The sequence below is a fragment of the Polynucleobacter sp. Latsch14-2 genome (genome assembly GCF_018881925.1).
Classification (GTDB): domain Bacteria; phylum Pseudomonadota; class Gammaproteobacteria; order Burkholderiales; family Burkholderiaceae; genus Polynucleobacter.
This window is the reverse complement of the sequence record NZ_JACVPL010000012.1, coordinates 1-22,564: the sequence shown is the minus strand read 5'-3', so window position 1 is coordinate 22,564 and position 22,564 is coordinate 1. Positions and strand designations below refer to the sequence as shown.

Below are 22,564 nucleotides of genomic sequence, written 5' to 3'. Positions count from 1 at the left end.
CTAATATTAGATCATAAAAATTAATTACAAAAGACCTTTTGCACACTTCGTAAAAAAGGCAAACAAGCCCTTTCAGCTCGCAATTGAAGATAGGGTTATCGAGATATGCAAAAACCCAAATTTAGGTGAGCAAAAATTGGGGGACTTACAGAGTATTTTTATTTTTAAGTTTCGCTTTAACAAACAAGAGTATTTGATAGCTTATAAATTTAGTAAGTGTGATGGAAAAATTAATCTTATTTGGATTAATTTTTACCAAATTGGTAGTCACGAAAATTTTTATACTGAATTAAAGCGATTTTTACGACAAGAAGCAGTGTTGCGACAATCTGAAGAGGAGGAGAAATGAGTTTCTCAATAACGGCAGAAGATATGTTTGATCAAGTTAAAAAAATGTCAACGAAAGAGCGTATCAAATTTTTCTCTTTAATCGCAATTAACGCATTCCAAGAGAGTGACTTTAATCATGAGCAGCTATTTGGCCATCTTCGGAATGACATCTTCTCTGCTGAAGAGGCCGCAGAATATTTAGAGGTTTCTATGCCGACCTTTCGTCGCTATGTTCAATCGGGCAAACTGAAACCTAAAGATGTCATCGGCAGAAGCCAGCTCTTTTCAACCATGGATCTTCGAAAACTTAAACAAATACTCACATAAAAGCACTTTCTTTAAGTGGCTATGGAACCAATACAGTCTAAAATCCTCATATGCACGTTAATGAAAAGAACCGCACCCCCAAGAAGGAAGATCCTGATGAGGGTCCCAGTAAATCTGAGCTAAAACGCCAAATGACGGAGCGTCAAAAGTTAGCTGAGGTATTGGCCGCTCTCAGTAGTGATGGACTAAAGAGCATCCCCATGGATGAAGCGATTAAAACTGCCATTGCCGAAACACCCAAGATTAAGAGTTTTGAAGCGATTCGTCGTCATAAGCAATATCTAGGCAAACTGATGCGCTTTTTGGATGAAGAAGAGCTGGCAGCCATTCAAAAACGCTTAGATGCCATTCAAGGAGTCAGTAAGGCTGAAACAGCCAAACTACACTTCTTGGAAAACTACCGCGATAAGCTCATAGCAAATGATGAAACATTCACCAAACTCATTGAGCAATTTCCGGATATGGATATTCAGAATATGCGCACACTCATTCGAAATGCCCGTAGAGAAAAAGAACAAAACAAACCACCCAAAGCGTATCGTGAAATTTTCCGCGTTTTAAAAGACTTGGGTCTATAAATATCAGAGCTTGAGGTGTCGCGACGGCACTTCTACCAGACGATATAAATAGTTGGCCGCAATCCAACTCGCTACGACAGTTGCTAACATTAATCCGAGAGCAACCCCACCGTTGTGTTGTGAGCTCAATCCTGAGGCAATATAAATCGTGTTCGCAATTAATATCAATGAAAAGTGCAGCAAGAATGCACAATAGGATCTACGGCTACCCCATAAGATAGAAAAAACCAGATTGTGCATTTTTGCGTGCTTCTGATCTTTATATGCGCGATCGCCCCACATGATTAAGGCAATGGTCACCAGGTAGGCCAAAATATTTCTGATCCAGAGATGATGAAAACTTGAAACCAAAATAATCAAGCCCGTAATTACGATAGATAACTTTGCCAAACGACTGATGGTTGGCTCAGAATCATTTTTTGCTAATTGAGCCAATACTCCTAAGCCATAAGCGCCAATAAAGTAGATGAAATAATTTTCATAATGGCTCAAGCGATTGAAATATAGCAAAGAGGCTACGATCAGGATGAGGGACGCCCAAATCAAAGATCGAAAGTTTGGAAACATTCCCAGCATGATCGCAAGCACCGCATAGAGCTGCCAATCAATTGCAACATACCAAGCGCCAGCAGAAATAGAATCGAGACCCAAGATGCCCTGTAAGAAAAAAAGGTGGGCTAAAAATTGCCCCAAAGTTTCGGACTCACCAACATATTCGTCCTGCACCCAAAAGCGCGCTATCCAAGCACACACCATGGTGACCAACAAGGCAATGACATAGGGCGCAAAAAGGCGTAAGTAGCGATTAAAGATCAGCTTAAGAACGGTATGCGGATTTTTAATGTCTCTCGTTCGTGTGAGCGACTGAGCCGCCAAATACCCGCCCATCACCAAGAATATTTGAACCGCATAGCGCCCATACTCAAATAACCAAGTCATGATTCCAGGTAAAAAATGTTGCGCATCTTCAGCTAACTGTCCATAACTGGAGAGATGATGAAGAATAATTAATAAGGCGGCAAAGACCTTTAAAAAATCAATTAGTAAGAAATGGTTTTTTGACTGCAAGGGGGCAACTTAAAAAGGATTGAGAGACTAGGCAAACACTGATGCCGACTTACTTAGATTTCGCCTTACCCATTAAAGACGCTAGCAGGGGATTGGCATTGGCTAGCTCTTTTTTAGTTTTAGCGGTATCTGCGCCACCAGGCTTAGCAGCCTTCACAGAATTTTTCATGCGTTGGGCTGTTGCTAGGCCTAGATTTTTATACAGGTCGGTTTTTTTCATTGTTATCTATCGGCAAATTGTCTACACAAACACCATGTCACCATTATTGATTTTTTACAAAATTGCGCGCAGCAAATCCCAAGAATAGTAGTGACCAGCCTTGTAATAGCAATTCAATTGCAATTAACAGTCCTGGCAACCACAAGCTTGATGCTGGGTAGCCATTCATAATCAATACACCCATCAAAATAGAGATCGCTGAAGACAGCACCAACCAAAACCATTCACGAAAATGACGGTGATGGAATGCGGAAAGTAAACGTAAGAAGCCGGTGATAAAGAAGATCGCTGCTAACCACAAGGTGATTGCTTCTAAGGCGGGAATTGGGTAAACCCAAGTATAGACACCAGCAACAATATACAAAACAGCCAATGCCATTTGAGTCCCAACACTCTTCCAGCCATGCGACTTGATAGCATGTGCAAACTGTAAGCCACCGCCGATGATCAAAAAAGCGCCCAGCATACTTATCGTTGCAAATGAGAACATGACCTGACCAGCCACACCAACCATACCCAAAATAATCAATAAAACACCCAAGCCAATTAGTGCACCCGGCGCCTTAGCAGCTGCTCCGAGTACGGCCGTACGAATTTCTTGAAGCTGGGCTCCAGATAATTGTGAATTATTTTCAGACATATATATACCCTTTAGCGCTTGCCATGTAATGCATCAATAAATACTGATCACTCAATTTTTAATTGAATCTCCTAGCTGATTATCCAATGAATCCACGGAAATCATCAGAAATGCGGTCGCAAGGGTATTAAATGCCCCTTAGGCTTACAGCCCCCTTAAAAATCAGCCCCTGGAAGCAAGCGATGTATCCTTATCGTAATTTCTGCTCCCAACTCAACCATCTTAGATAGCGCAAGGATTTACTTATCACATGAGCACTACCTTTACCGTCCTACTTGGCATTGCGGCCATCATTCTTCCGCTATTCGTAGCTCGTCTCGTCTGGAAACGGTTTGATCAGTACTTTGGCAAAAATGATGAAGCGTATATGGATACGCTCGAATACTTCCTCAAAAAGCTGGGTCTCACCATTTTGGTTGCTTTTATCCTGCTTTGGATTGGCATGAGCCTTGTTTTTAATGGCAATATTTCTTAAGAAAAATAGACGGCGATGAACGAGCAACTCAAAACCATCCTGAATAAAGCAAAACTCAATTTTATAGTTCTTGCAGCCATTCTATTAATTGCTGTATTGGGTAAGATCTCCTACCCTGCACTAACCAATACTATTTTTGAAACTGCCGACAAACTAGTTTCGGACCTGATTCTGATTTTTGTAGCAATTACCTTGGGCGCTTTTATTCCAAACTTTAAGCTAGTAGTGCTGGGAGCGATTGGTGCATTCATCGCGGCCATGCTAGCAATTTACTTGGGCATCTTCACTTACTTAACTAGCGAATATCTTTTCTCGGTATTAATTGTGGTGCTGGGTTTTGCATCGATTGCTAATTTATATCGACACTATCGAGAATTTAAACTCTGATCAAGCATTGGCAATAAAACCTAAAAGTAGTTCATAAAAAACCCCGACTTATCGGGGCTTTTTATCATGCAGATGTAGTTGATGATCTACTTCTCAAGCGCCCCATACACAAGTGCATTCAACTTCTCGCGATGAATTTTCCGAATCTCCCCTGGAGCTACAGACATCATCACTACGACTAATTGCTCTTTTGGATCAACCCAAAAAATCGTGCCATTAGCGCCATTCCAAGTGTAATCACCAACATTACCGTTAATAGCTGATAAGCCACGCTCCATACGCACTGCAACACCCAAGCCAAAACCATAACCTACACGCCCTGGCTCTGTATCGCCCACTAAATTTTTAATGTCTTTATTTAAGTGGTTTGAAGTCATAAAGGTCACGGTCTGCGGACCGAGGACACGCTTGCCATCCAAGCTCCCGCCATTTAATAGCATCTGACCAAAGCGCACGTAATCACCCGCAGTAGAAAATCCGCAAGAGCCACCACAATCAAATTTCACCTTGTCGGTCAAAATACTTAATTTTTGTGGCTTGCCAGAAATTGGGTCAATGGGCAATGCTTGAGCTAAACGAGCGCGATCTTTTTCTGGCACCTGAAAAGTCGTATCAGGCATGCCGACCTTACTCCATACGCGCTCCTGAAGAATGCTGCCCAGTGGCTTGCCAGCAATTTTTTCCTCAAGCAAACCGAGCACATCAATGCCGAAGCCATAGTCCCAAACCGTCCCTGGCTCATATAACAAAGGTGTGCTGGCCAACTTATCAATGAATTGTTCGCCGGTGTAATCCATAGCAGCATTTGCTGAGGATGGCGGAAACAACTTATGTACCGGAGTATCACCACGAGCACCGTAAGTCAGACCATTGGTATGGCGCATAAGATCTTGCACTGTAATTGGACGCTTCGCTGGAACAGCAGCAACCTTGCCGTCAGCATCAACTTGTCCTACTGTGATATTTTTAAATTGGGGAAACCAATTAGAGATGGGGGCATTGAGCGGTAGCCTACCCTCTTCATAAAATGTCAGACCACCGACAGCCGCCATCACCTTAGTCATGGATGCCAAATTAAAAATAGCATCCTTTGTCATCGGCTTATTGTTAGCCTTATCTAAATAGCCGTAGGTCTTATAAATAGCCAACTTGCCATTTTTAGCCACTGCCAACACTGCGCCTGGCGTTTGATTGCTTGCAATTTGATCCGCAAAATAAGCGTCAATTTTGGCAAGACCTTCTTGATTAAACCCTTTGCCTAGTGCCATTGGTAGTGGCGCTGCAGACTCTGCCGCCCAGAGAGTGGCGCTAGCCAATAATGCCGCCAGCAGGCTGAAAGCTTTTAATGAGTTCATTTTGTCTCCAATTTATTCTGTTTTTAATTGATAGTTAAATTGAAAAATTTAGATATCTCCTTGTATTTAAACAGATTTTCATTATTTCAAGCAAATAGCTCTTTATATATCCAATCAGATATATAGATGAGACTTTTCAGTATTTGAAGTTATATTCAAAAACTACGAGAATCTAGCGCTATGTACAAATACGACACGATTGACCAAACCCTTGTAGACCAAAGGGTTGCCCAATTTAGAGACCAGGTTGCTAGGCGCCTGAATAGCACTTTGGCTGAAGAAGAGTTCCGTCCCCTGCGTCTGCAAAATGGTCTTTATCACCAACGCCATGCATATATGCTGCGCGTTGCGATTCCTTATGGACTTTTGAGTGCAAAGCAATTGCGTACCCTAGCCCTCATTGCAGAAAAATATGATCGTGGTTATGGTCACTTCACTACCCGTCAGAATATTCAATACAACTGGGTGGAGCTGGAAAAAACTCCTGACATTTTGGCGGAACTAGCTAAAGTTGAAATGCATGCCATTCAGACTTCGGGAAACTGTATTCGCAATATTACGAGCGATGCATTTGCTGGTGTTGCTGCAGATGAATATATTGACCCTCGCCCGATTTGCGAATTACTTCGTCAATGGTCAACATTACATCCCGAGTTTGCCCACTTGCCCCGTAAGTTTAAGTTTGCAATCAATGGCGCTAAAGAGGATCGTACAGTGCTGCTGTGTCACGACGTTGGCATTGAGCTCAAGAAAAATCCCATAGGTGAGCTAGTAGCAGATATCTATGCTGGTGGCGGCATGGGTCGCACTCCGATTCTAGGCTCACTCATTAAGCAAGATCTGCCATGGGAAGTACTACCGAGTTATTTAACTGCCCTCCTGCGGGTATATAACCGCTTTGGACGCAGAGACAATCTCTACAAAGCCCGCATTAAGATTCTTGTAAAGGCCTTGGGATCAGAAGAGTTTGCCCGCCAAGTCGAAGGCGAATGGATCCACATTAAGAATGGTGATGACAACTTTACCCAAGCTGAGTGGGATCGGGTCGCACAGCACTTCACCAAACCTGCATACAAGCAACTGGGCAAACTAACAAGTGAACAAGTCATTGCCAGCGCACCAGAATCTCAGCGCTCCGCTTTTTCTCGCTGGCTCGAGCGCAATGTCAAACCGCACCAAGTACCTGGCTATGCGAGTGTGATTTTGTCACTCAAACCCCATGGAACAGTTGCACCTGGCGATGCCACTACTGCGCAAATGAATGCGATTGCAGACCTTTCAGATCAATATAGCTTTGGTGAACTGCGCGTTACACACGAACAAAACTTAGTCTTGGCTGATGTTGAGCAATCAAAACTGCTTGAACTATGGCAAGCCGCCAAGCAACAACATGTAGCCCTGCCGAATATTGGCTTACTCACCGACATCATCGCTTGCCCTGGCGGTGACTTCTGTTCTTTAGCGAATGCTAAATCCTTACCAATCGCCAAGGCTATTCAGGAACGCTTTAATAACTTAGATTACTTATTTGATCTAGGTGATATCAGTTTAAATATTTCCGGATGCATTAATTCTTGTGGTCACCATCACGTTGGCAACATTGGTGTACTCGGTGTGGATAAAGATGGTGAAGAGTGGTATCAAATCACCCTGGGTGGCGAGCAAGGGAATGACGCGGCCATTGGTAAGGTGATTGGACCTTCTTTCTACGCCGATGAAATTCCAGATGTCATCACCAACGTTATCAATACGTATGTTGAACATCGCACCGATGATGAATCCTTTATCAATGTATATCGCAGAATTGGTGTGACACCTTTCAAAGAAGCTGCTTATAAAAACGTTAAGAAAAAAGATAAAGCAGTCGATCAAAAAGAAAGTGCTGCGAGTTAATGATGAACAAGCACATTATTCGATTTCCGAAAGCTGGCCAGCCTAGCCTAGCAGCCAATGAGTGGCAAATATGGGATGGTAAAGGTGATGAAGGCGCACCATTAAATACCCCTGATTTGAAGCATGGTCTCAATAAGGTGCTAGTGCCGTTTTATTGGTGGCGCAGTCATTGCAGCGGCCATCATCAGAATGCCGACATTGTTGAGCGCGCCAACAAAGGAGAAATTGGTGTGTGGTTCGCAGCCGATGATGACATCCTGAAACATGCTGACATTATTCAAGCTGGCAAAGCGTACTGGGCAGTAGTGGCGGCCCACTTCCCCATTTTTAGAGATGGTAGAGGTTTTAGTACCGCAGCGCTATTGCGTGACCGTTTTAGCTGGCAGGGAGAGGTACGCGCCATTGGTGATGTACTGATTGATCAATTGCTCCAAGGTGCGCGTGTTGGATTTGACGCCTTTGAAATGCGTCCAGATCAAAACCTAGAGGTAGGCTTAAAGCAATTCGATCTCTTTACAGTGAGCACACAAAACAGTTGGCGCGGCAAAAGAACCTTGCTAGAAGCCTCAGCACAGCTCATAACAATCTCATGAACAACGATACCCTCGGAAAAGTTTATTTGGTTGGCGCCGGTCCTGGCGCTGCTGACCTCATTACTATTCGCGGCGCAAAACTGTTGGCCCAAGCGGATATTGTGTTTCACGATGCGCTCATAGAGCCTGAGATGCTTGATCTTTGTCCACAAGCGATCAAAGTAGCTGTTGGTAAACGCTGCGGTAAATTATCTTCAGCCCAGCACTTTATTAACAAGCGCTTAGTTGATGCAGCAAAACAATATCCAACTATAGTCAGATTAAAGGGTGGGGACCCAATGCTTTTTGGCAGGGCTGATGAAGAATTACAAGCACTTCATAATGAAGGTATTGCAGTGGAAGTGGTGCCAGGCATTACTGCGGCATTAGCCGGAGCAGCAAGCCTGCAGCAATCCTTAACACTGCGAGGCGTCTCTAGAAGCGTGGCATTTGTGACACTTGCGCAAGCTACAGAAAATACAGCAAAGAGTAAAACAGAAGTATCTAGAGGTCCAATCCAACATCCTACGGCTGATACCTTGGTGTATTACATGGGTCGCAAGGATGCAGCTAAGATTGCTAAGCAACTGATAGAAAGTAGCGCCAATCACACCCAAAAAACTCCAGTCCATATTTTGGAATCAGTCAGCACCCCAAGAGAGCGCCACTGGTCGAGCAACTTAGGTGAGCTCGCTCATGGCAAAGCTGATCAATGGTTTGATAACAGCTCGCCGGCGCTCATTATGATTGGTGAAACTTTAAAGGGTCGACAGCTTGATAGTCTGCGCAAAAGAGATGCAACGCAATTTGATATTAAAGTTAAAGAGGAAAATAAAGCGGCCTAGTTAGTGTAAAACTATGCTGCGAGTGCCAATGGGAAAAGCGCTGTTGGGGCCATCTTGGGGTTCTGCTTAAACTTTTGCTCGACTTCCCAAAGATCAACGGCCTCCTGCATATGGAGCCAACTTTCAGGAGTGCCGCCGATAACTCTGGCAATTCTGACCGCCATCTCTGCACTAATCCCACGCTTCTCGTGCAAAATTTCCGATACCGTGAGGCGACTTACTCCCAAGTGATTTGCAAAAAGCGATTGGGTAATGCCTAACTCCGGCAGAACATCCTCCCTCAAAATTGCACCTGGATGGGTTGGCCTACGATTTGTATTTCTTAAACTTTTCAGCATTTTCTTCATTAGTGATAATCCTCTAAGTCAACGTCAATTGCGTTATCTCCATCGAATCTAAAAGTGAGACGCCAATTACCTGATACTGCAATAGCGTAGTATGACTTTCTCTTGCCGCTCAGCCGATGAAACCGATAGCCCGGTAAATCCATATCATCTGCAGAAATAGCAGCATCGAGGCGATCCAGTATTCGCTCAAGACGCGCAGCATATTGAGCGGGAATAGCTCGATAACTCCCTTTTGAATAAAAGAGCTCTAATCCACGATGACGAAATGATTGAATCAATGAATTACTAGGGCTTATTGTAATGGTATTCATTATATTGTAATGAATACCATTACATAAGTTATGGATATCTAGCTCTAGATCCTTTGAACCGCAAAATCAACGATAGCCTGCAAAACACCCTCATCCTCGCCAACAGCAAGCGTCGCACTTAATTTCACACTGGGGAACTTTTCTTGGCAGGAATTAAGTAGCACAGGGAAGTCATTGCGTAGATGGCCACCTTGTCCAAAAAAGACCGGCACTACAACAATGTCAGAGGCACCCGCACTCGCAAGATTGACAACCGCAGCCTCTAAGCTGGGATCCATCATCTCCAGGAAGGCCAATTGAACCAAAGTGTCTGGATGCTGGGCTTTCCATAGGGCGGCCAGGCGATCAAAAGGCTCACGCCAGCGGGCATCTCGTGCACCATGACCAAACAGAATAATTGCCTTCATACTCTACTAGTACCTTAATATGGATTTACTCTATATTACCTATTATTAGTCGTATTCACAGTCACCTTTATCGATTATCAAACTATGGCCAACTTACTTACCCACTCTTGGTTTATTGCCATACTCGCAGCCATTTTGATTGGGGCGGTTCTCTCGGCCGTTCATCATGCAGAGGTCATTGCACATAAAACGGGTGAGCCTTTTGGCACTTTAGTGCTATCGATCAGCGTTACCATCATTGAGGTCTCTCTCATCATCGCCATGATGCTCTCTGGCCATGAGGGCTCAGAATTTATTGCCCGTGACGCCGTCTTTGCTACTGTGATGATTGTGGTCAATGGCGTGATTGGTATATGTATTTTTATGGGCGGCTTTCAACATCATGAAATGAGTTTCCGCAACGAAGGTACTAATTCTGCATTGGCAGTACTGACTGCATTGGCAACATTTATTTTAGTCATGCCAATTGTGACTGTTAGCACCCCGGGACCAGACTTCACCAAGAGTCAATTAGCTTTTGCCGGGATTGCTTCATTTGTTTTATATATTGCTTTTTTATTCTTCCAAACCGTCAGTCACCGCGATTACTATCTACCCAAAGTAGAGGGGCAAGTAGGCAATCAGCACGCGCATGCTGAGAAACCGAGTAATTTAAAGACAACTGCCAGTTGCGCACTCTTACTCATTTCCCTGGTAACTGTAGTGGGTCTAGCTGAATTGCTCAGCCCCGTGATTGAATCAGGCGTCAAGGCTGCTGGGGCGCCAAAAACTATTGTGGGTATTGCGATTGCACTATTAGTGCTGATGCCTGAAGGCTATGCCGCTGTCAGAGCAGCGAGGGCCAATCGCCTGCAAAGTAGTTTGAACTTAGCCTTAGGCTCTGCATTAGCGAGTATTGGGCTCACCATTCCAACGGTAGCGGCTATTGCGATTTACTTTAATCTGCCTTTAAGTCTAGGTATCAGCAATCTCAACGTGACCTTAATGTACCTATCCTTCTTTATTGGCGCACTGACACTAGCCATTGGCAGAACCACCATGTTGCAAGGCGTGGTTCACTTAATTATTTTCTTTGAGTATTTGTTTTTGAGCCTAGTGCCTTAAGACCAGTCGCCATTTCTACTCTTAGCGATTACAAGCTTTTGATAAGAATGTAACAAAGCGCTGAATCACTAGCTCCCAAGATAAGGGCTCTGGAGCACTGGGAGGCGCAGATCTAACATCTGAAACCACGCCAGAAGCAAGACTAGAGGCAACATTAGCAATGAGATTGTTTTGCGTCGGCGCACATAGTTGACTATAAATAAATTTTATTAAGACAAAGATGATGAGCGCAATGGCAACAATAAAAATGATGGCCTTTTTATTCATGACAATATTTTCCTATCATTGCAAATAGTAATTATTTAAAAAGACACAGCATTAAAACTTAGGCATTTTCTTTAAATCTGACTGAATAGTTGCGCCATACTGGGCATTCAGACCAATCACTGAGCGCAGCGGCGCATGTTCTTTTTCAGAAAACCAAACCTCAAAAGTAGCAGTGTCATCCTTAGAGGTGGTCTTGTAATAACGAATCGCCTTGACCTTGCCACCATCAAATGGGAACTCCCAAGGCTCACCACGTACCAAGGTGTAATTTTTGACAGAGCGGCCATCTGTTACCGGTAACACAATCGATTTAGGGGATAATTCACGACCCAAAAACTGGTAACCCACCGAAACCATGTCAAGCAAACGGCCCGTATAAGGCGCACTTCCAACAGGCGGATTGCGTGAGGACACTTTATAAAAGTTCACGAGACTCTTTTCTACCTTGGCGATCAGCAAGTCAGTGTTACCCCGCTTTTCTTGATAGGTATTGGTAAGCATGCCATCTTTACCCACAGACCCTACTGAATCTCTCACCAACTTTTGATCAGAGAGCGCAGTTGAGAGCACTGCGCCAAGAGTGCCAACGGAATTAATGTGATATTGGTCTTTACGAATATCCACCTTATCCACAATAGTAGCCACCTGCATGGAGCCCTTGACCAAATTAAAGACTTGCTCGTAAGGACTCGGGGCTTCACCAGACTCCTTTAAATAGGCGACACGCTTGGCTGGGTCTGCAGTAATTTTGAGATCGTATTCAAATTGAATGGTCTGGGCAGAAGTGCCCAAACTTAATGTCGATAAAGCAACGAGGCAGGCCAAGCGCAATAAAGCCAAATCGGAAATAAAATTTGCAACACTAGAGGTAGTGAATTTAGGGCCATTTTTCATGGGGCTAATTGACGGATGGGAATAAAGTCAAAATCAAAATTACTTATATTATTTCCAATAATACCTTTATTAAAGCAATAGCCTTTTAGCCAAAATATGCACTTATTGGCGCATAACCGAACATCTAATGGTTTATCCCGAATTAAACCTTTAAATAAGCAGTATTAGAATTTATAATGATTCCATGATTAGTTTGCTAGCCGCTTTTTTCACTTCATTTATTGCCACCATTCTGATTATTCGTACCCAGAAATTGCATAGCGGCTTTAGTGGGGATAGAGATCTTTCAGGCCCCCAAAAATTTCACACTAAAGTAGTTCCAAGGGTTGGGGGTATAGCCATCGGACTGGGAATTTTTGTTGCCATTGCCCTGCGCCACCAAAGCAATTTAGAGAACGCTACAGACCTCATTCTTCTTTTTTGCGCTCTGCCTGCATTCTGCATTGGTATTGCTGAGGATGTGACTAAAAAAATAAGTGTTCGCAGTAGACTCATTTTTACGGCCTTTGGCGCACTGCTCGCCAACCTCTTTTTAGGCGCACAAATTAATGGCTTAGATATCCCATTAATAGATTATGCATTTGCCCTCCCCGTGGTCTCCATTATGTTTACAGTATTTGCCGTAACTGGCTTAGCCAATGCATACAACATCATTGATGGCTTCAATGGTTTATCAAGTATGGTTGGCATTATCTCGTTATTGGGATTAGGCTACGTTGGCTTTAAATTGAATGACCCGATGATTTTTTCTTTAAGCTTTACTATGGCTAGCGCAATCCTGGGATTTTTTATTTGGAACTACCCACGAGGCTTGATATTTTTGGGAGATGGCGGCGCCTATCTCATCGGCCTTTGGATTGCGATCCTGAGCATCTTGATAGTTGGTCGACATAGTGAGATTTCCCCTTGGTTTGCGGTACTGGACAATGCTTACCCCATTCTAGAAACGCTCTTTACAATTTATCGTAGAAAATTTCATCAAGGTACAAGTATTGGCCATCCCGATGGGACTCACTTTCACTCTCTAATATTTAGACGCATTCTTAACCGTAAAAACACTACTACTGAGAGTGACTGGATTAGCGCTAATGCTAGGACTTCGCCCTACCTCTGGGTACTTAGTAGTTTTTCAGTTATTCCAGCAATATTTTTTTACGGCTCAACCCCAATACTGATTGGATTTTTCTTCATCTTCGTCGCGTCCTATATGTGGCTCTACAGAAGAGTGGTTACATTTAGAACACCTAAATGGATGCATCCTTAAACATCACAAGTAGCACCAATTAGATTATTTAAGTACCATGAGCACACGCAGTATTTGCCAAACAAGTATCAGCACCACCAAACAGGCAACCACGATTAAGCGCAACTCGATCCGAAATAATCGAGCTCGCTTGTGCACATATTCAATTGAAAGCATTGCAACTCCTTGGGATTGATGACTCACTACATCCTAAAGAAAGAGCAAACCCAAACGGGTCAGTGACTGCTGAAGTTTTCGTAAGACGAAGTGGAATGTCGCTCAGATAAGCGCCCTATTTCCCCATAGCGAACCTAACTCTCAAGACTAATTGTGGATAAGTAAGTCTCGAAGTATGGCTTTTCCAAGAGACATATCCCCCATATATAAAGCAGAGAGCACCTCTTGAAGCAAGGCTAGTCTGAAAGCAGGATCACGCTCGATTCTTAAACGGACTGTTTCTTTAAATAATTTAGTTGATGGCATGTTTTGCTACGCTTTCTATAAAGTCCTTGGGCGAATAAACACCATTCCACTTAATAAAAAAGCTCCTGATGGGACTTTAACTTTATGCAGCCTTGGCTACCTTTTCTTTCTTGGGAGGATTTTGATCATCCTTTGATTTTGATCTTGCTAAGCTTTGTTTTTCCAAAGCCTCAAGCGCCACCATCTTCAGCTCACCATCGACAAACCGCTTTAATGCTTCCCGCATTAAAGGCTGATAGCCCATTTGGTACTTCCCACCCAAAAGCTTGAATGTATCAATCAACTCTCTATCCAATCGAATTGAAATCATTTGTAAACCCAATGCATCATCGATTTGATCACCATGCTCTTTGCTAGCCGCTACGGCATATTTACTATCCCTGCCTAACTTGCCACTTTCCCAAGCGTCTTGAGCGGCTTCAATCTTTTTTGTTTTTTCGTTTGTAATCATCACTGTCCTCTATTTGAATTATCTGCTTTTTGGTAGTCAACACTTTTAGTAATTTTCAGACATTGTATTGTATATACTAATCTCTTCATCATTTGGAGGAAATGCGCTTTTCAGATGAATCATGCCTTCTATAAAAATACAAACAACCTTGATCAATACACCTCTATCGTTTTCAGATATAAACCACTCACTCAATGGCTCAGTTTTATGTTCTGGTCTTGTTTCAAGTAAATAAGAGCGCTCCCTATTCCTAAAGCACTGCTCTACGTCAATCCGCCTTAAACCATGTTTTTTGATCAGTTTTTCTTCTGTATCAGGGCTAATAATTAGATTTTTCATGCTTGTACCATATATTTGTATATACATATCATACTGTGAATCTTGAATATAAGCAATACAAGTTGGCCTTAAATGGGGTTAGCACTCACCCATTGACTGTTCGATACATGGCATTAGCGCACCTAATCTCCTTCTAAGCCATACTTAAGATTGACTTTTTTTGCCAATATCAACTCCGTGATGCGCGATATCATCAGCGGTCAGGTTTCCAGAATTTTTCTCCAAGAGTAATTTTCTAATAGAAATAATTGTTGTCAATTCATTAACCTCGGGCGTAGGATTTTTAATGGAAAGTACCATTTCCTTATATATCTTTTCAGGAAGCCATAATGCCAACTCCCAAGACAATTGATTTAACTTTTGATAGTCAAACTCAGCAGTATTTGGACTTGTATTCATTTCTCTTATAAGGGAAAGATACTCGGCAACCTTTACGGCTTGCTCTCTAACCTTCAAATCCCACTTTAATTTTTCAAGGAAATGAGAGTGCTCCTTCTGTAACGAGGTTTTAAGTCTTTCGGTAACCAAAAGAGATGCTAAAAATTGAAGTGTGCCCAGGAGAATTACTCCGACACCGATATTGGTTGTCGTACATGCAAGCATCACACAGCCTTTTCTCTAAAAATATCTGAAACTCTCCACTTGGCATCAGTCATGAAATAAATATCCTAATTTATTTTTTAGATCCATTACCAAATCTTTCAACTCAACCCTATCTAATTGATTCTTACTTAAGAACGCATTCCATTGAATATTTTTATTCCTATCTTGCACAAATTCATCAGATAAGCCCAATGGCAATCCCTCTGGCATCAAAGTCTTTCTACGAGTAGTGGTGGCCTCTACTGCAGTCCTTAAAATTTCTTGATCCAACCCAGATTGATTAAGGATTACCCATAGATCAAAATAATCTTTCATTCTGCTATTGGCCATACCTAAGGAAATAATTGCATCTAATTTTTCAGCCACGACGGTATAGCGTGGATACACCCTTAACCTGGGGCTAGGAAACTCACTCAAGAGTACGGGATAGTTCGCCATTTCTGGCGCTGGTGTGACTGCGTCCCCATTACCGACATCCACTTGAATGGCTGATCTTGCCCCATCCAGATAGGCGACTAAAGTCACCCGCATTCCTGTGTAATTTGCTTCTTTGCGAATTTCTTCCGCCCGAATGCTGCCCCCTTCAAACTCGATGCCGTCGGCCACCTCTAAAGCGCATAGATCCTCAAATGCTTTTATCAAGTAGGCGGCATCGGGAAGTTGAAATCCCAGTAAATCAATATCCCTTGTGGCCCTTAAGGGAACATCAAACCATAAATCAAATAGTAAGGCTCCTTTCAATAAAAAGTGATCTCGATGCTCTGAAATACTTAAGCGATACAGAAAACGCTCCAATGCATAGCGAGTAAGAATTAAATTGAATTCTTTGCCCTCGGCTTGCGCCTTATTTTTCAACTTAGCTCGAACGGATGCGCCAATGTTTTTGTCAGCCATTCAGACTCTCCAAATAAGGTCTCATCACATTATTTACCCTACAAATTTTTGCATATTCCCAAACTTTATCCATTGACATTCGCTTGCTACGCCAAGCCTCGTGCAAGGCCTCGATAGCAATATCAATCCCGATTTTGTTCCGAAACTTAAAGCAATCCACTATGGTCTTTTCAATGCATGTGACGCTGACGTTAACTACGCCGTCAATCACTTTAGTATCTACGCCTGACTCCAACGCTTCCCCTGAAAATCGAACGACCTTGAGCGGTGGATATTTAATATTGGGTGCGCGTGCCTTTACATCAACTGCTACCCAAACTTGATGTGGGGACTGCGTGGTCAATCCATGCATCTGCAATGCCGTGAGTAGGCAGAATATGGCCTTAGGAAATTTAATAGCCACTTCCGCCAGTGTTGTTTGCTCAGTTGCCACTCTATCGGGAAGCGAATACAAACCACGACTTAGTTGCAATAGACGCCCTTCGTCTACCAGTCTTGCCAATTCAACTCGGGGCAAATTGAGCTCGCCCAAGTCTCTGGCCCTCAAAATACCTCTTTGACTTGCCATTGCAAGAATGATTTCTTTGGATGTCTGCATATGCATTATTTTAACATAATGTCGGTAAATATTAATAAATACATACATTATGTTTTATGGATGACTGACTTTAAGGCTCCATCCTGCCAAGGGATGCAAATCAAATCATTTATGTAGCTTCCAATGCGCTTAGCTCGGTGCAAGCTGAAGTCTACCTAAGCCTCCAGCGCACACCAGCACCAGATTCTGGAGTCCCAATGAATTCAATCCCCGCTTTTTCAAAAGCCTTTTCAATTGCTTCCAGAGTTTTAGAGTGGGTGCCCGGTACGCCCTCTAAAGACTCGAGACGCATCAAGGTTGAAAAACCCAATCCTGTTTTTTCTGCTAAATCTTTCCCACTCCACCGGAGCATGGCGCGCGCTGCACGAATTTGATTGCTTGTAATCAAGGTATATTTGCTGTATAATTAGTATTAATTATTTATTTACAATAATTATTTATTAACAAGGAGATAAAAAAGTATCAGAAGTTAGATTTTGCCCAGTATTGAGACATTTGTCTAGAAGTATCCGAAAGCCCAGAAGTAAACCATCCCGACCACAGAAAGCCATATATGACGAGCCTACCAAAGAACGCATCAGCATTAGCTCACACCAATCTGAACGACTTAAAAATCAGAATTGATCCCAGGGAGCTATTAGCTAACACCCTTGAGAAAATTGAAGGTGCCTACGCATACGCATCCATTCGCGCCTATAGAGCTGACTTCAATGCCTTCATCCAATTTTGCGAGGAATGCAATGAAGATGCATTGCCCGCCCTCCCCTCATCTATCGCCAACTTCATCATTAAGCTCTCAAATAACAAGCGAAGTTCAGCAGGTATTCGTCGAGCCATTTGTGGAATATCTACCATTCACAAACTTAACCGCATGGATGATCCCACGAAGGATCCTGATGTCACCATCGAAATGCGAAGAATGCATCGAAAACTAGGGCGCTCATCAAGTCAAGCAGGCAGCATAAATATAGATACTCTAGATAAGATGCTGTCAGCTACCGATGATTCGATCAGAGGCTTGCGAGATAGGGCCCTATTACTTGTGGCTTACGACACCTTATGTAGACGCAGTGAGTTAGTGTCACTGCAAGTCAAAGACGTGAAAATAACCATTAAAAATGGAGTTGAGAGTACTTCGATCCTACTGAGAAAAAGTAAGACCGATCAAGATTCAATGGGTAAAGTATTGCGCCTAAGTCCAAGGGCCGGCCTTGCATTGATGGAGTGGATAAAGCAACTTCCCGAGGGGCAAGAAAAAATCATGGCTGGTGTTAACAGAGCCCATATTATTAGCTCTGCAGTGGGGGCAGGCCAGATTAACCGTATCTATAAGAGGATTGCCAGGGCAGCCGGATTAGATGAATCAGTCATTAAGGGGATCAGCGGTCACTCCATGCGAGTAGGCGCGGCTCAAGATTTATTGAGCTCTGGAGCAAGCATGCCAATCATGATGCAACGGGGGAGGTGGTCCAAGTCAGATACGGTGATGCGGTATGTTGAGCATATTTAAATTTTTCAGCAGGGAATAACGATCTCAATACTCCATATCCCCCAATGCGGGTGTACTCATAAAGTGCAAGTTGGGGCCCCATAAGCTGCAAGTTGATACACCTGTGGGTTCATGCATAAAGTGCAAGTTGCCCCCCATAAGCTGCAAGTTGAGAGACCATAAAGTGCAAGCGCCGCCGAGCCTTATAAACACTGCATCTCTATTATTAACTTGACAATAAATACTTTAGCGAGCTAGACTACAAGCTTAACTAATTACTTTAAACCACTATATATATGTCCAAGCAAGAGATTACCAAAACAATTGTAAGTTCAATTAAAAGTCTTAACGCTGATGATGCTCGCGCCTGGACAAAAATTGCTCTTATAGTTTTACAAGTTGAAGAAAATAACTTTTGGGAAGCCAGTCATCGCTCCTTTACTGAATGGCTTGTTTCATTTGGGCAAAGCATTGGCCTTAAAGAAGGTAGCATTTGGCGCTACTATCGGGCGGGCAAATACTATCAAGAGCTTCAGCCTCTTTTAAGTAAAAATCAGATTACCAATCCCCTCCTTAATGAACTCCCCACCAAGGTCAGCCCTGAAAATATAGAAATTTTGGGTAAGCTAGAGCGAGTCATGCCCAATGATATTTTTATCAAATTAGCCGCCCAGGTTATTTCCGCGACAATTACGCGTGATTCTTTAAGACAAACTTGGTTAATCTATCGCCCCATTCTTGAGGGAAGAACAGCTAGGGGTATGGGCATGCCTATTCCTAGAGTAGATTTAAAAGATAAGGCTCAACATGACAGCTTATTAGAAGCGCATGTGTTTACTGCCCTCTCTCAAAGTGCAGGTTCTTGGCTCAAAACACCAAAACCATTTCACTTTGAACTTCTAAGGGGCGAGGTAGCTCGCTTAGCCATCTCTGAGTCTAAATTCTATTACATCGATGCGATTGCAATAGTTCAAATGAATGTAGATGGCCCTATTGAATTACACGGCATTGAAATCAAATCAAATAATTCGCCTGTAACTAAATATGACACTTTAAAAAAGGTTAGCTCCTATTTTGACTTCGTGTGGGTTACCTTTCACGATTACGACCCAAAAGTGGGAGCCAAGCAGATTCCTAGTGAATTTGGCTTGTTGGAATTTAAGGGTCAGAAAATTGACATCATTAAAGCTGCAAAGCGTAATGAAACTTCTGCTGAGGCGCAATTGAGTTTTGTTAAAAACTTATTAATTAAATTTATGAGGAAGTGATTTTTTGGCTACGGTACATTAGCTAGCTAAACTGTAAAAGACAATTATGGAAATACCAAAATAATACTCAGCCCAAGCGAACAGTTGGCCAAAACAGTTCTAAAAATTGATGGCGCCTATTCTGCCTCGACCATCAGGGCATATCGCGCTGACTTTATTGATTTCATTACTTATTGCAGTCTGCACAATCAAACTGCCCTGCCAGTTGACCCGCTAATCCTTGCCGACTATATTGTTATGCTTGCGAATGGCGGCAGAACGTCCGCTAGCATTCGACGTGCAATTACAGGAATCGCCACAATCCATAAGTTAAATCGCTTTGACGATCCAAGCAAAGATCCAGATGTCACATTGGAAATGAGGCGAATGCATAGAAAACTAGGGCGCGCGTCCGAACAGGCTCAAGGAATTAATCAAGATGTTTTAGAGCAGATGCTTAGCGCAACCGATGCAGATAATATGGGCATTAGAGATAGAGCGCTTCTGCTGGTTGCCTATGACACCCTATGCAGACGAAGCGAATTAGTTTCCCTGCAAATCCAAGATGTCAAAATTACTATTAAAAATAGTATTGAATCTACGACTATATTACTTAGGAAAAGCAAAACCGATCAAGACTCTACTGGCAAATGGCTACACGTTAGTCAACGAGCTCATCTTGCCTTAAAGGAGTGGATAGCGAAAATTGGGGATCAAGAGGGTCAGATATTTCGTGGCATTGGAAAATCGCAGAAGATATCCTCACATCTGGGTGGAGGTCAAATTAACAGGATCTTCAAGCGAATTGCCAGAAAAGCCGGCTTAGATGAATCTTTTGTAGCCAGAATTAGTGGTCATTCAATGCGAGTAGGTCATGCCCAGGATTTAGTTGTTTCGGGAGCCAGCTTTCCCATCATCATGAGCATGGGTCGATGGTCAAAAACGGATACCGTCATGAGGTATGTGGAGCATATCAATTATTTACCGTAGGCATACCCTTGAAAAAATCATACGCAAAATCACTGTTTTCTCTAGGGTTCGGATTGCCACTTATAAGCTGCCTTGAATTTTGATGATGAACTGCCCTTATTAAATGAACCTCATCCAAAAAATACCTTCATTCCGGTAAATCAGCAGCTCTAATTGCCCTCATAACATCCCTGAAAACGCCATCAAACTCTGGAAGAGCACTCATCTGATGAGCTAGGCGGCCTGTCCAAAGACGCTTTAAACGCTCATTTTTAACGGCAATTGCTTGCTCAAGACCATTTACGAGCCTATTGCGATGCGCTAACTTGCGCACAAGTTCAGGGCGTAACTCTTGAAGAACAATCGAATGCTCTCCAAATAAATGCCAAAGGTCATAAAGATCTCTAGGTTCATTTCTAGCACGATCACTTAGGGCTGCGACCTTTTCAATCACAATCTCTTCAATGGAATATACATTGAGAATTGGTCCCTGTGGCAGATCTTCGAACTCATCGTAGGTTTGAAAGATGGGCCTGCTTTGTGCGCCAAAACAAAATACCTCATTAATCGTGATATCCACCTTGACATCATTGGATGCTGGCAACGGTCCTTGATACTTTAGATAAAAAGTATAGCTATTTTGATGGCTGGCCCGATCTTCTCTATCGAACTCTATTTTTAAGCCGCACTCCCTATATACGCTTTCAAATACCTCATTTAATCCAACCAAGATTTCTGAAAATTGAATGGGTTTTGTTAAAGTGAAATCCAAGTCTTCTGAAAATCGATAGTGATCAATCCAGCAACGTCGTAGGGCTGTTCCACCCTTAAAGACCAATATCTCACGTAAAGGATGATTGGCAAGCCCGGTCAAAAACCAAGCCAACACATAGTCCCGCTCAATCACGGACTCGGGAACACGTTTACCGCCCTCTTTTAATAATTTATTAGCAATTAGAGAAATATTTCTTTGCGGAATCATTATCCAAACCTCACGGCATCAAGCTCTTCTTGATTCACATTCAGTTGCAATTTCCATCTCGAAAGAAATATCCCCTGCGCAGGCATTTGTGGATCTAAGCGCTGATAGGTTGCACTTAACTGCTTTTGTAATTCTCGCAAAATGCTTTCATCCACCAATTCATACCTCTCCAATAGATATCCGAGTCGGCGAATTACCGCACCTACACCTAGTTGTTTTGCATACTCAATCAGAGTCTTAAAATTAATTGCGTCTTTTTTCATCCACAAACCTTTTGCGACCTCCGTAACCCCCCCAACATACTCTGGGTGCTTCAAGCCATCAATGAGTGTTCTTTCAATATTACTGATCAACACAAATCGCTCTTTATCCACCCAGTATTTCTCTACCCCAAAGACTTGATCGCTGCTCACTTTGACGAACTTGAATTCATACCCCCCAACAGTCTGGGAGCGCATACGCTTAGTGGATGAAACGTATGTCGTAAACATCGGTTGCGTAAACATCCGATGCAATTCAAATGCTGTCCCATACGATAAAAAATAGGGTGCCGCCCCTACAAGCTCTCTGGCGATGATGTAAGGACTATCAATATGCTCTGACACACCCCCCAACTCAAAAGGTACTAAATTGAATAGACCCGGCTTTAATCGTGTAACAACCCCGCGCTGTTGAGCTTTGTGCAATAAGTTACTAACTGCAATTGGAGACAATCCCGTGTATTTGACGGCGTCAGCCACCCTAAACGTTAAGAGCCCCTTCTCATATAGGCGTGTAAATAACCCCGCCATGCGAGGGCCTAGAGTTTTAGATGAATTATTATTATTTATGTTCAATTTATATCCTATAAAGATATATATAGAGATTTGAATATAACATTATTTGATCTTAATAGCACTATCTACAAACCACCTGCATCTATTTCACCCCAATTCCTAAATTTTAGTTGACAAAATGGGTTTAGCGGGCTAAACTGTTTGTAAGTTAGTTAAACATCTTTTTTAAAAAGTAATAAAAGGTTTAGCCAGCGAAACCACAAGGAAACATATAATGCAACAAAACTTAAACGCCAACTTAAATGTAGATCGCATTACCGCCATCTACACCCTGGAAATAGGGTGTAGTATCCCCCGTCAAGCCGACATTCCTAAAGTGTTGTTTTCTGCCTGTGCTCGATAGTCTCTAGGCGATATTCTGCCAAGAGAGCTGTGCGGTCTTTCTTCGTTGTAAATGGTGATCCAGTTTT

The 22,564-nt window shown here is 42.7% G+C and carries 33 protein-coding genes; 13 read left to right on the top strand and 20 right to left on the bottom strand.

The window, feature by feature from the left end; all coding sequences use genetic code 11:
* The first annotated feature begins 10 nt into the window (after nucleotides 1-10).
* From ICN46_RS09865 to yjgA, 3 genes are read left to right on the top strand one after another with little or no spacing between them, the layout of a single operon-like run.
* Nucleotides 11-349, top strand: coding sequence for a type II toxin-antitoxin system RelE/ParE family toxin (locus ICN46_RS09865; RefSeq protein ID WP_370625534.1), 339 nt, complete (start codon nucleotides 11-13; stop codon nucleotides 347-349).
* Nucleotides 346-657, top strand: a complete 312-nt coding sequence (locus tag ICN46_RS09860; protein ID WP_216208097.1) for a helix-turn-helix domain-containing protein — start codon at nucleotides 346-348, stop codon at nucleotides 655-657. Before ICN46_RS09865 ends, ICN46_RS09860 begins: the two co-directional genes overlap by 4 nt.
* Nucleotides 658-707: 50 nt before the next feature.
* A complete protein-coding gene (gene yjgA / locus ICN46_RS09855; protein ID WP_216208093.1) occupies nucleotides 708-1,235 on the top strand; it encodes a ribosome biogenesis factor YjgA in 528 nt (175 codons plus the stop codon).
* 3 nt (nucleotides 1,236-1,238) lie between these two features.
* Here the strand turns inward: yjgA and ICN46_RS09850 are convergent, their stop codons facing one another.
* From ICN46_RS09850 to ICN46_RS09840, 3 genes are read right to left on the bottom strand one after another with little or no spacing between them, the layout of a single operon-like run.
* On the bottom strand, nucleotides 1,239-2,303 hold the full coding sequence (locus tag ICN46_RS09850) for an acyltransferase family protein (protein ID WP_216208090.1): 1,065 nt from the start codon (nucleotides 2,301-2,303) through the stop codon (nucleotides 1,239-1,241).
* 49 nt (nucleotides 2,304-2,352) lie between these two features.
* Entirely contained in the window at nucleotides 2,353-2,523 is a 171-nt protein-coding gene (locus ICN46_RS09845) for a hypothetical protein (protein ID WP_216208087.1), read from the bottom strand.
* Between the two features lie 43 nt (nucleotides 2,524-2,566).
* Nucleotides 2,567-3,163, bottom strand: a complete 597-nt coding sequence (locus ICN46_RS09840; RefSeq protein WP_216208085.1) for an HdeD family acid-resistance protein — start codon at nucleotides 3,161-3,163, stop codon at nucleotides 2,567-2,569.
* 250 nt (nucleotides 3,164-3,413) lie between these two features.
* Between ICN46_RS09840 and ICN46_RS09835 the strand changes: the two genes are divergently transcribed.
* Together ICN46_RS09835 and ICN46_RS09830 are read left to right on the top strand one after the other, a co-directional pair.
* The gene (locus tag ICN46_RS09835; RefSeq protein WP_216208082.1) at nucleotides 3,414-3,638 is read left to right on the top strand and encodes a hypothetical protein; all 225 of its coding nucleotides are present in this window, start codon (nucleotides 3,414-3,416) and stop codon (nucleotides 3,636-3,638) included.
* Between the two features lie 15 nt (nucleotides 3,639-3,653).
* A complete protein-coding gene (locus ICN46_RS09830) occupies nucleotides 3,654-4,025 on the top strand; it encodes a hypothetical protein (RefSeq protein WP_216208079.1) in 372 nt (123 codons plus the stop codon).
* Between the two features lie 86 nt (nucleotides 4,026-4,111).
* Here ICN46_RS09830 and ICN46_RS09825 read toward each other — a convergent pair whose 3' ends face one another.
* Entirely contained in the window at nucleotides 4,112-5,380 is a 1,269-nt protein-coding gene (locus tag ICN46_RS09825) for a serine hydrolase domain-containing protein (protein WP_216208076.1), read from the bottom strand.
* Between the two features lie 180 nt (nucleotides 5,381-5,560).
* On the opposite strand from ICN46_RS09825, the gene ICN46_RS09820 reads away from it, so the two are divergent.
* From ICN46_RS09820 to cobA, 3 genes are read left to right on the top strand one after another with little or no spacing between them, the layout of a single operon-like run.
* Complete coding sequence (locus tag ICN46_RS09820; RefSeq protein ID WP_216208073.1) at nucleotides 5,561-7,273, top strand: nitrite/sulfite reductase; 1,713 nt, start codon at nucleotides 5,561-5,563, stop codon at nucleotides 7,271-7,273.
* Between the two features lie 2 nt (nucleotides 7,274-7,275).
* Nucleotides 7,276-7,866, top strand: a complete 591-nt coding sequence (locus ICN46_RS09815) for a DUF934 domain-containing protein (protein WP_255538833.1) — start codon at nucleotides 7,276-7,278, stop codon at nucleotides 7,864-7,866.
* Nucleotides 7,863-8,690, top strand: coding sequence for a uroporphyrinogen-III C-methyltransferase (gene cobA / locus ICN46_RS09810; RefSeq protein ID WP_216208066.1), 828 nt, complete (start codon nucleotides 7,863-7,865; stop codon nucleotides 8,688-8,690). Before ICN46_RS09815 ends, cobA begins: the two co-directional genes overlap by 4 nt.
* An 11-nt stretch (nucleotides 8,691-8,701) precedes the next feature.
* Here cobA and ICN46_RS09805 read toward each other — a convergent pair whose 3' ends face one another.
* The 3 genes from ICN46_RS09805 to ICN46_RS09795 are packed head-to-tail and all read right to left on the bottom strand — an operon-like array spanning nucleotide 8,702 to nucleotide 9,755.
* Nucleotides 8,702-9,037 (bottom strand): HigA family addiction module antitoxin, encoded by a 336-nt coding sequence (locus tag ICN46_RS09805; RefSeq protein WP_255538832.1) that lies wholly within the window; start codon nucleotides 9,035-9,037, stop codon nucleotides 8,702-8,704.
* Nucleotides 9,037-9,348 (bottom strand): type II toxin-antitoxin system RelE/ParE family toxin, encoded by a 312-nt coding sequence (locus ICN46_RS09800; protein ID WP_255538831.1) that lies wholly within the window; start codon nucleotides 9,346-9,348, stop codon nucleotides 9,037-9,039. The genes ICN46_RS09805 and ICN46_RS09800 overlap by 1 nt, the downstream gene beginning before the upstream one ends.
* 44 nt (nucleotides 9,349-9,392) lie before the next feature.
* Nucleotides 9,393-9,755 (bottom strand): sirohydrochlorin chelatase, encoded by a 363-nt coding sequence (locus ICN46_RS09795; protein WP_216208064.1) that lies wholly within the window; start codon nucleotides 9,753-9,755, stop codon nucleotides 9,393-9,395.
* An 84-nt stretch (nucleotides 9,756-9,839) separates the two neighbouring features.
* On the opposite strand from ICN46_RS09795, the gene ICN46_RS09790 reads away from it, so the two are divergent.
* A complete protein-coding gene (locus tag ICN46_RS09790) occupies nucleotides 9,840-10,859 on the top strand; it encodes a calcium:cation antiporter (RefSeq protein WP_216208061.1) in 1,020 nt (339 codons plus the stop codon).
* 21 nt (nucleotides 10,860-10,880) lie between these two features.
* Here ICN46_RS09790 and ICN46_RS09785 read toward each other — a convergent pair whose 3' ends face one another.
* Complete coding sequence (locus ICN46_RS09785; protein ID WP_216208058.1) at nucleotides 10,881-11,126, bottom strand: hypothetical protein; 246 nt, start codon at nucleotides 11,124-11,126, stop codon at nucleotides 10,881-10,883.
* Nucleotides 11,127-11,177: 51 nt separating this feature from the next.
* Nucleotides 11,178-12,020: a DUF3108 domain-containing protein gene (locus ICN46_RS09780; protein WP_216208054.1), complete on the bottom strand. Its 843-nt coding sequence runs from the start codon at nucleotides 12,018-12,020 to the stop codon at nucleotides 11,178-11,180.
* Between the two features lie 184 nt (nucleotides 12,021-12,204).
* Between ICN46_RS09780 and ICN46_RS09775 the strand changes: the two genes are divergently transcribed.
* The gene (locus ICN46_RS09775; protein WP_216208051.1) at nucleotides 12,205-13,284 is read left to right on the top strand and encodes an MraY family glycosyltransferase; all 1,080 of its coding nucleotides are present in this window, start codon (nucleotides 12,205-12,207) and stop codon (nucleotides 13,282-13,284) included.
* Between the two features lie 24 nt (nucleotides 13,285-13,308).
* Here ICN46_RS09775 and ICN46_RS12025 read toward each other — a convergent pair whose 3' ends face one another.
* The 8 genes from ICN46_RS12025 to ICN46_RS09740 form a co-directional block, all read right to left on the bottom strand.
* Nucleotides 13,309-13,440 (bottom strand): hypothetical protein, encoded by a 132-nt coding sequence (locus ICN46_RS12025; RefSeq protein WP_255538830.1) that lies wholly within the window; start codon nucleotides 13,438-13,440, stop codon nucleotides 13,309-13,311.
* A 147-nt stretch (nucleotides 13,441-13,587) separates the two neighbouring features.
* Nucleotides 13,588-13,746: a hypothetical protein gene (locus tag ICN46_RS09770; RefSeq protein ID WP_216208048.1), complete on the bottom strand. Its 159-nt coding sequence runs from the start codon at nucleotides 13,744-13,746 to the stop codon at nucleotides 13,588-13,590.
* Nucleotides 13,747-13,828: 82 nt separating this feature from the next.
* A complete protein-coding gene (locus tag ICN46_RS09765) occupies nucleotides 13,829-14,197 on the bottom strand; it encodes a BrnA antitoxin family protein (protein ID WP_216208045.1) in 369 nt (122 codons plus the stop codon).
* 45 nt (nucleotides 14,198-14,242) lie between these two features.
* Nucleotides 14,243-14,536, bottom strand: a complete 294-nt coding sequence (locus ICN46_RS09760; protein WP_216208042.1) for an ADP-ribosyl-(dinitrogen reductase) hydrolase — start codon at nucleotides 14,534-14,536, stop codon at nucleotides 14,243-14,245.
* Between the two features lie 144 nt (nucleotides 14,537-14,680).
* A complete protein-coding gene (locus tag ICN46_RS09755) occupies nucleotides 14,681-15,139 on the bottom strand; it encodes a hypothetical protein (protein ID WP_216208040.1) in 459 nt (152 codons plus the stop codon).
* A 45-nt stretch (nucleotides 15,140-15,184) separates the two neighbouring features.
* Nucleotides 15,185-16,033 carry a nucleotidyl transferase AbiEii/AbiGii toxin family protein gene (locus ICN46_RS09750; RefSeq protein ID WP_216208037.1) on the bottom strand — a complete coding sequence of 283 codons (849 nt, stop codon included), beginning with the start codon at nucleotides 16,031-16,033 and terminating at the stop codon, nucleotides 15,185-15,187.
* Nucleotides 16,026-16,631 (bottom strand): type IV toxin-antitoxin system AbiEi family antitoxin domain-containing protein, encoded by a 606-nt coding sequence (locus ICN46_RS09745; protein ID WP_216208033.1) that lies wholly within the window; start codon nucleotides 16,629-16,631, stop codon nucleotides 16,026-16,028. Before ICN46_RS09745 ends, ICN46_RS09750 begins: the two co-directional genes overlap by 8 nt.
* A 151-nt stretch (nucleotides 16,632-16,782) precedes the next feature.
* Nucleotides 16,783-17,019 carry a helix-turn-helix domain-containing protein gene (locus ICN46_RS09740; RefSeq protein WP_215304037.1) on the bottom strand — a complete coding sequence of 79 codons (237 nt, stop codon included), beginning with the start codon at nucleotides 17,017-17,019 and terminating at the stop codon, nucleotides 16,783-16,785.
* Nucleotides 17,020-17,184: 165 nt separating this feature from the next.
* Here ICN46_RS09740 and ICN46_RS09735 point away from each other — a divergent pair, with 165 nt between their 5' ends.
* From ICN46_RS09735 to ICN46_RS09725, 3 genes are all read left to right on the top strand, one after another.
* Nucleotides 17,185-18,141 (top strand): tyrosine-type recombinase/integrase, encoded by a 957-nt coding sequence (locus tag ICN46_RS09735; RefSeq protein ID WP_216208030.1) that lies wholly within the window; start codon nucleotides 17,185-17,187, stop codon nucleotides 18,139-18,141.
* Nucleotides 18,142-18,416: 275 nt separating this feature from the next.
* The gene (locus tag ICN46_RS09730) at nucleotides 18,417-19,388 is read left to right on the top strand and encodes a hypothetical protein (RefSeq protein WP_216208027.1); all 972 of its coding nucleotides are present in this window, start codon (nucleotides 18,417-18,419) and stop codon (nucleotides 19,386-19,388) included.
* A gap of 84 nt (nucleotides 19,389-19,472) precedes the next feature.
* Nucleotides 19,473-20,357, top strand: a complete 885-nt coding sequence (locus tag ICN46_RS09725; protein WP_216208023.1) for a tyrosine-type recombinase/integrase — start codon at nucleotides 19,473-19,475, stop codon at nucleotides 20,355-20,357.
* A 127-nt stretch (nucleotides 20,358-20,484) separates the two neighbouring features.
* Here the strand turns inward: ICN46_RS09725 and ICN46_RS09720 are convergent, their stop codons facing one another.
* The 3 genes from ICN46_RS09720 to ICN46_RS09710 form a co-directional block, all read right to left on the bottom strand.
* The gene (locus tag ICN46_RS09720) at nucleotides 20,485-21,318 is read right to left on the bottom strand and encodes a nucleotidyl transferase AbiEii/AbiGii toxin family protein (RefSeq protein WP_071467093.1); all 834 of its coding nucleotides are present in this window, start codon (nucleotides 21,316-21,318) and stop codon (nucleotides 20,485-20,487) included.
* A complete protein-coding gene (locus ICN46_RS09715) occupies nucleotides 21,318-22,154 on the bottom strand; it encodes a type IV toxin-antitoxin system AbiEi family antitoxin domain-containing protein (protein WP_216208020.1) in 837 nt (278 codons plus the stop codon). Before ICN46_RS09715 ends, ICN46_RS09720 begins: the two co-directional genes overlap by 1 nt.
* A gap of 297 nt (nucleotides 22,155-22,451) precedes the next feature.
* Nucleotides 22,452-22,564 (bottom strand): integrase core domain-containing protein (locus tag ICN46_RS09710; RefSeq protein ID WP_215336448.1); only part of this gene is annotated, 113 nt, incomplete at its 5' end.

Bases quoted from the DNA above. Each gene is read 5' to 3' on its own strand.
- ICN46_RS09830 (WP_216208079.1), top strand. From the start codon at position 3,654: ATGAACGAGCAACTCAAAACCATCCTGAATAAAGCAAAACTCAATTTT.
- yjgA (WP_216208093.1), top strand. From the start codon at position 708: ATGCACGTTAATGAAAAGAACCGCACCCCCAAGAAGGAAGATCCTGAT.
- ICN46_RS09730 (WP_216208027.1), top strand. From the start codon at position 18,417: ATGTCCAAGCAAGAGATTACCAAAACAATTGTAAGTTCAATTAAAAGT.
- cobA (WP_216208066.1), top strand. From the start codon at position 7,863: ATGAACAACGATACCCTCGGAAAAGTTTATTTGGTTGGCGCCGGTCCT.
- ICN46_RS12025 (WP_255538830.1), bottom strand. From the start codon at position 13,440: ATGCTTTCAATTGAATATGTGCACAAGCGAGCTCGATTATTTCGGATC.
- ICN46_RS09745 (WP_216208033.1), bottom strand. From the start codon at position 16,631: ATGCAGACATCCAAAGAAATCATTCTTGCAATGGCAAGTCAAAGAGGT.
- ICN46_RS09765 (WP_216208045.1), bottom strand. From the start codon at position 14,197: ATGATTACAAACGAAAAAACAAAAAAGATTGAAGCCGCTCAAGACGCT.
- ICN46_RS09795 (WP_216208064.1), bottom strand. From the start codon at position 9,755: ATGAAGGCAATTATTCTGTTTGGTCATGGTGCACGAGATGCCCGCTGG.
- ICN46_RS09735 (WP_216208030.1), top strand. From the start codon at position 17,185: ATGACGAGCCTACCAAAGAACGCATCAGCATTAGCTCACACCAATCTG.
- ICN46_RS09820 (WP_216208073.1), top strand. From the start codon at position 5,561: ATGTACAAATACGACACGATTGACCAAACCCTTGTAGACCAAAGGGTT.
- ICN46_RS09770 (WP_216208048.1), bottom strand. From the start codon at position 13,746: ATGCCATCAACTAAATTATTTAAAGAAACAGTCCGTTTAAGAATCGAG.
- ICN46_RS09825 (WP_216208076.1), bottom strand. From the start codon at position 5,380: ATGAACTCATTAAAAGCTTTCAGCCTGCTGGCGGCATTATTGGCTAGC.
- ICN46_RS09815 (WP_255538833.1), top strand. From the start codon at position 7,276: ATGAACAAGCACATTATTCGATTTCCGAAAGCTGGCCAGCCTAGCCTA.
- ICN46_RS09720 (WP_071467093.1), bottom strand. From the start codon at position 21,318: ATGATTCCGCAAAGAAATATTTCTCTAATTGCTAATAAATTATTAAAA.
- ICN46_RS09785 (WP_216208058.1), bottom strand. From the start codon at position 11,126: ATGAATAAAAAGGCCATCATTTTTATTGTTGCCATTGCGCTCATCATC.
- ICN46_RS09860 (WP_216208097.1), top strand. From the start codon at position 346: ATGAGTTTCTCAATAACGGCAGAAGATATGTTTGATCAAGTTAAAAAA.
- ICN46_RS09790 (WP_216208061.1), top strand. From the start codon at position 9,840: ATGGCCAACTTACTTACCCACTCTTGGTTTATTGCCATACTCGCAGCC.
- ICN46_RS09835 (WP_216208082.1), top strand. From the start codon at position 3,414: ATGAGCACTACCTTTACCGTCCTACTTGGCATTGCGGCCATCATTCTT.
- ICN46_RS09800 (WP_255538831.1), bottom strand. From the start codon at position 9,348: ATGAATACCATTACAATAAGCCCTAGTAATTCATTGATTCAATCATTT.
- ICN46_RS09805 (WP_255538832.1), bottom strand. From the start codon at position 9,037: ATGAAGAAAATGCTGAAAAGTTTAAGAAATACAAATCGTAGGCCAACC.
- ICN46_RS09780 (WP_216208054.1), bottom strand. From the start codon at position 12,020: ATGAAAAATGGCCCTAAATTCACTACCTCTAGTGTTGCAAATTTTATT.
- ICN46_RS09755 (WP_216208040.1), bottom strand. From the start codon at position 15,139: ATGCTTGCATGTACGACAACCAATATCGGTGTCGGAGTAATTCTCCTG.
- ICN46_RS09840 (WP_216208085.1), bottom strand. From the start codon at position 3,163: ATGTCTGAAAATAATTCACAATTATCTGGAGCCCAGCTTCAAGAAATT.
- ICN46_RS09775 (WP_216208051.1), top strand. From the start codon at position 12,205: ATGATTAGTTTGCTAGCCGCTTTTTTCACTTCATTTATTGCCACCATT.
- ICN46_RS09750 (WP_216208037.1), bottom strand. From the start codon at position 16,033: ATGGCTGACAAAAACATTGGCGCATCCGTTCGAGCTAAGTTGAAAAAT.
- ICN46_RS09760 (WP_216208042.1), bottom strand. From the start codon at position 14,536: ATGAAAAATCTAATTATTAGCCCTGATACAGAAGAAAAACTGATCAAA.
- ICN46_RS09845 (WP_216208087.1), bottom strand. From the start codon at position 2,523: ATGAAAAAAACCGACCTGTATAAAAATCTAGGCCTAGCAACAGCCCAA.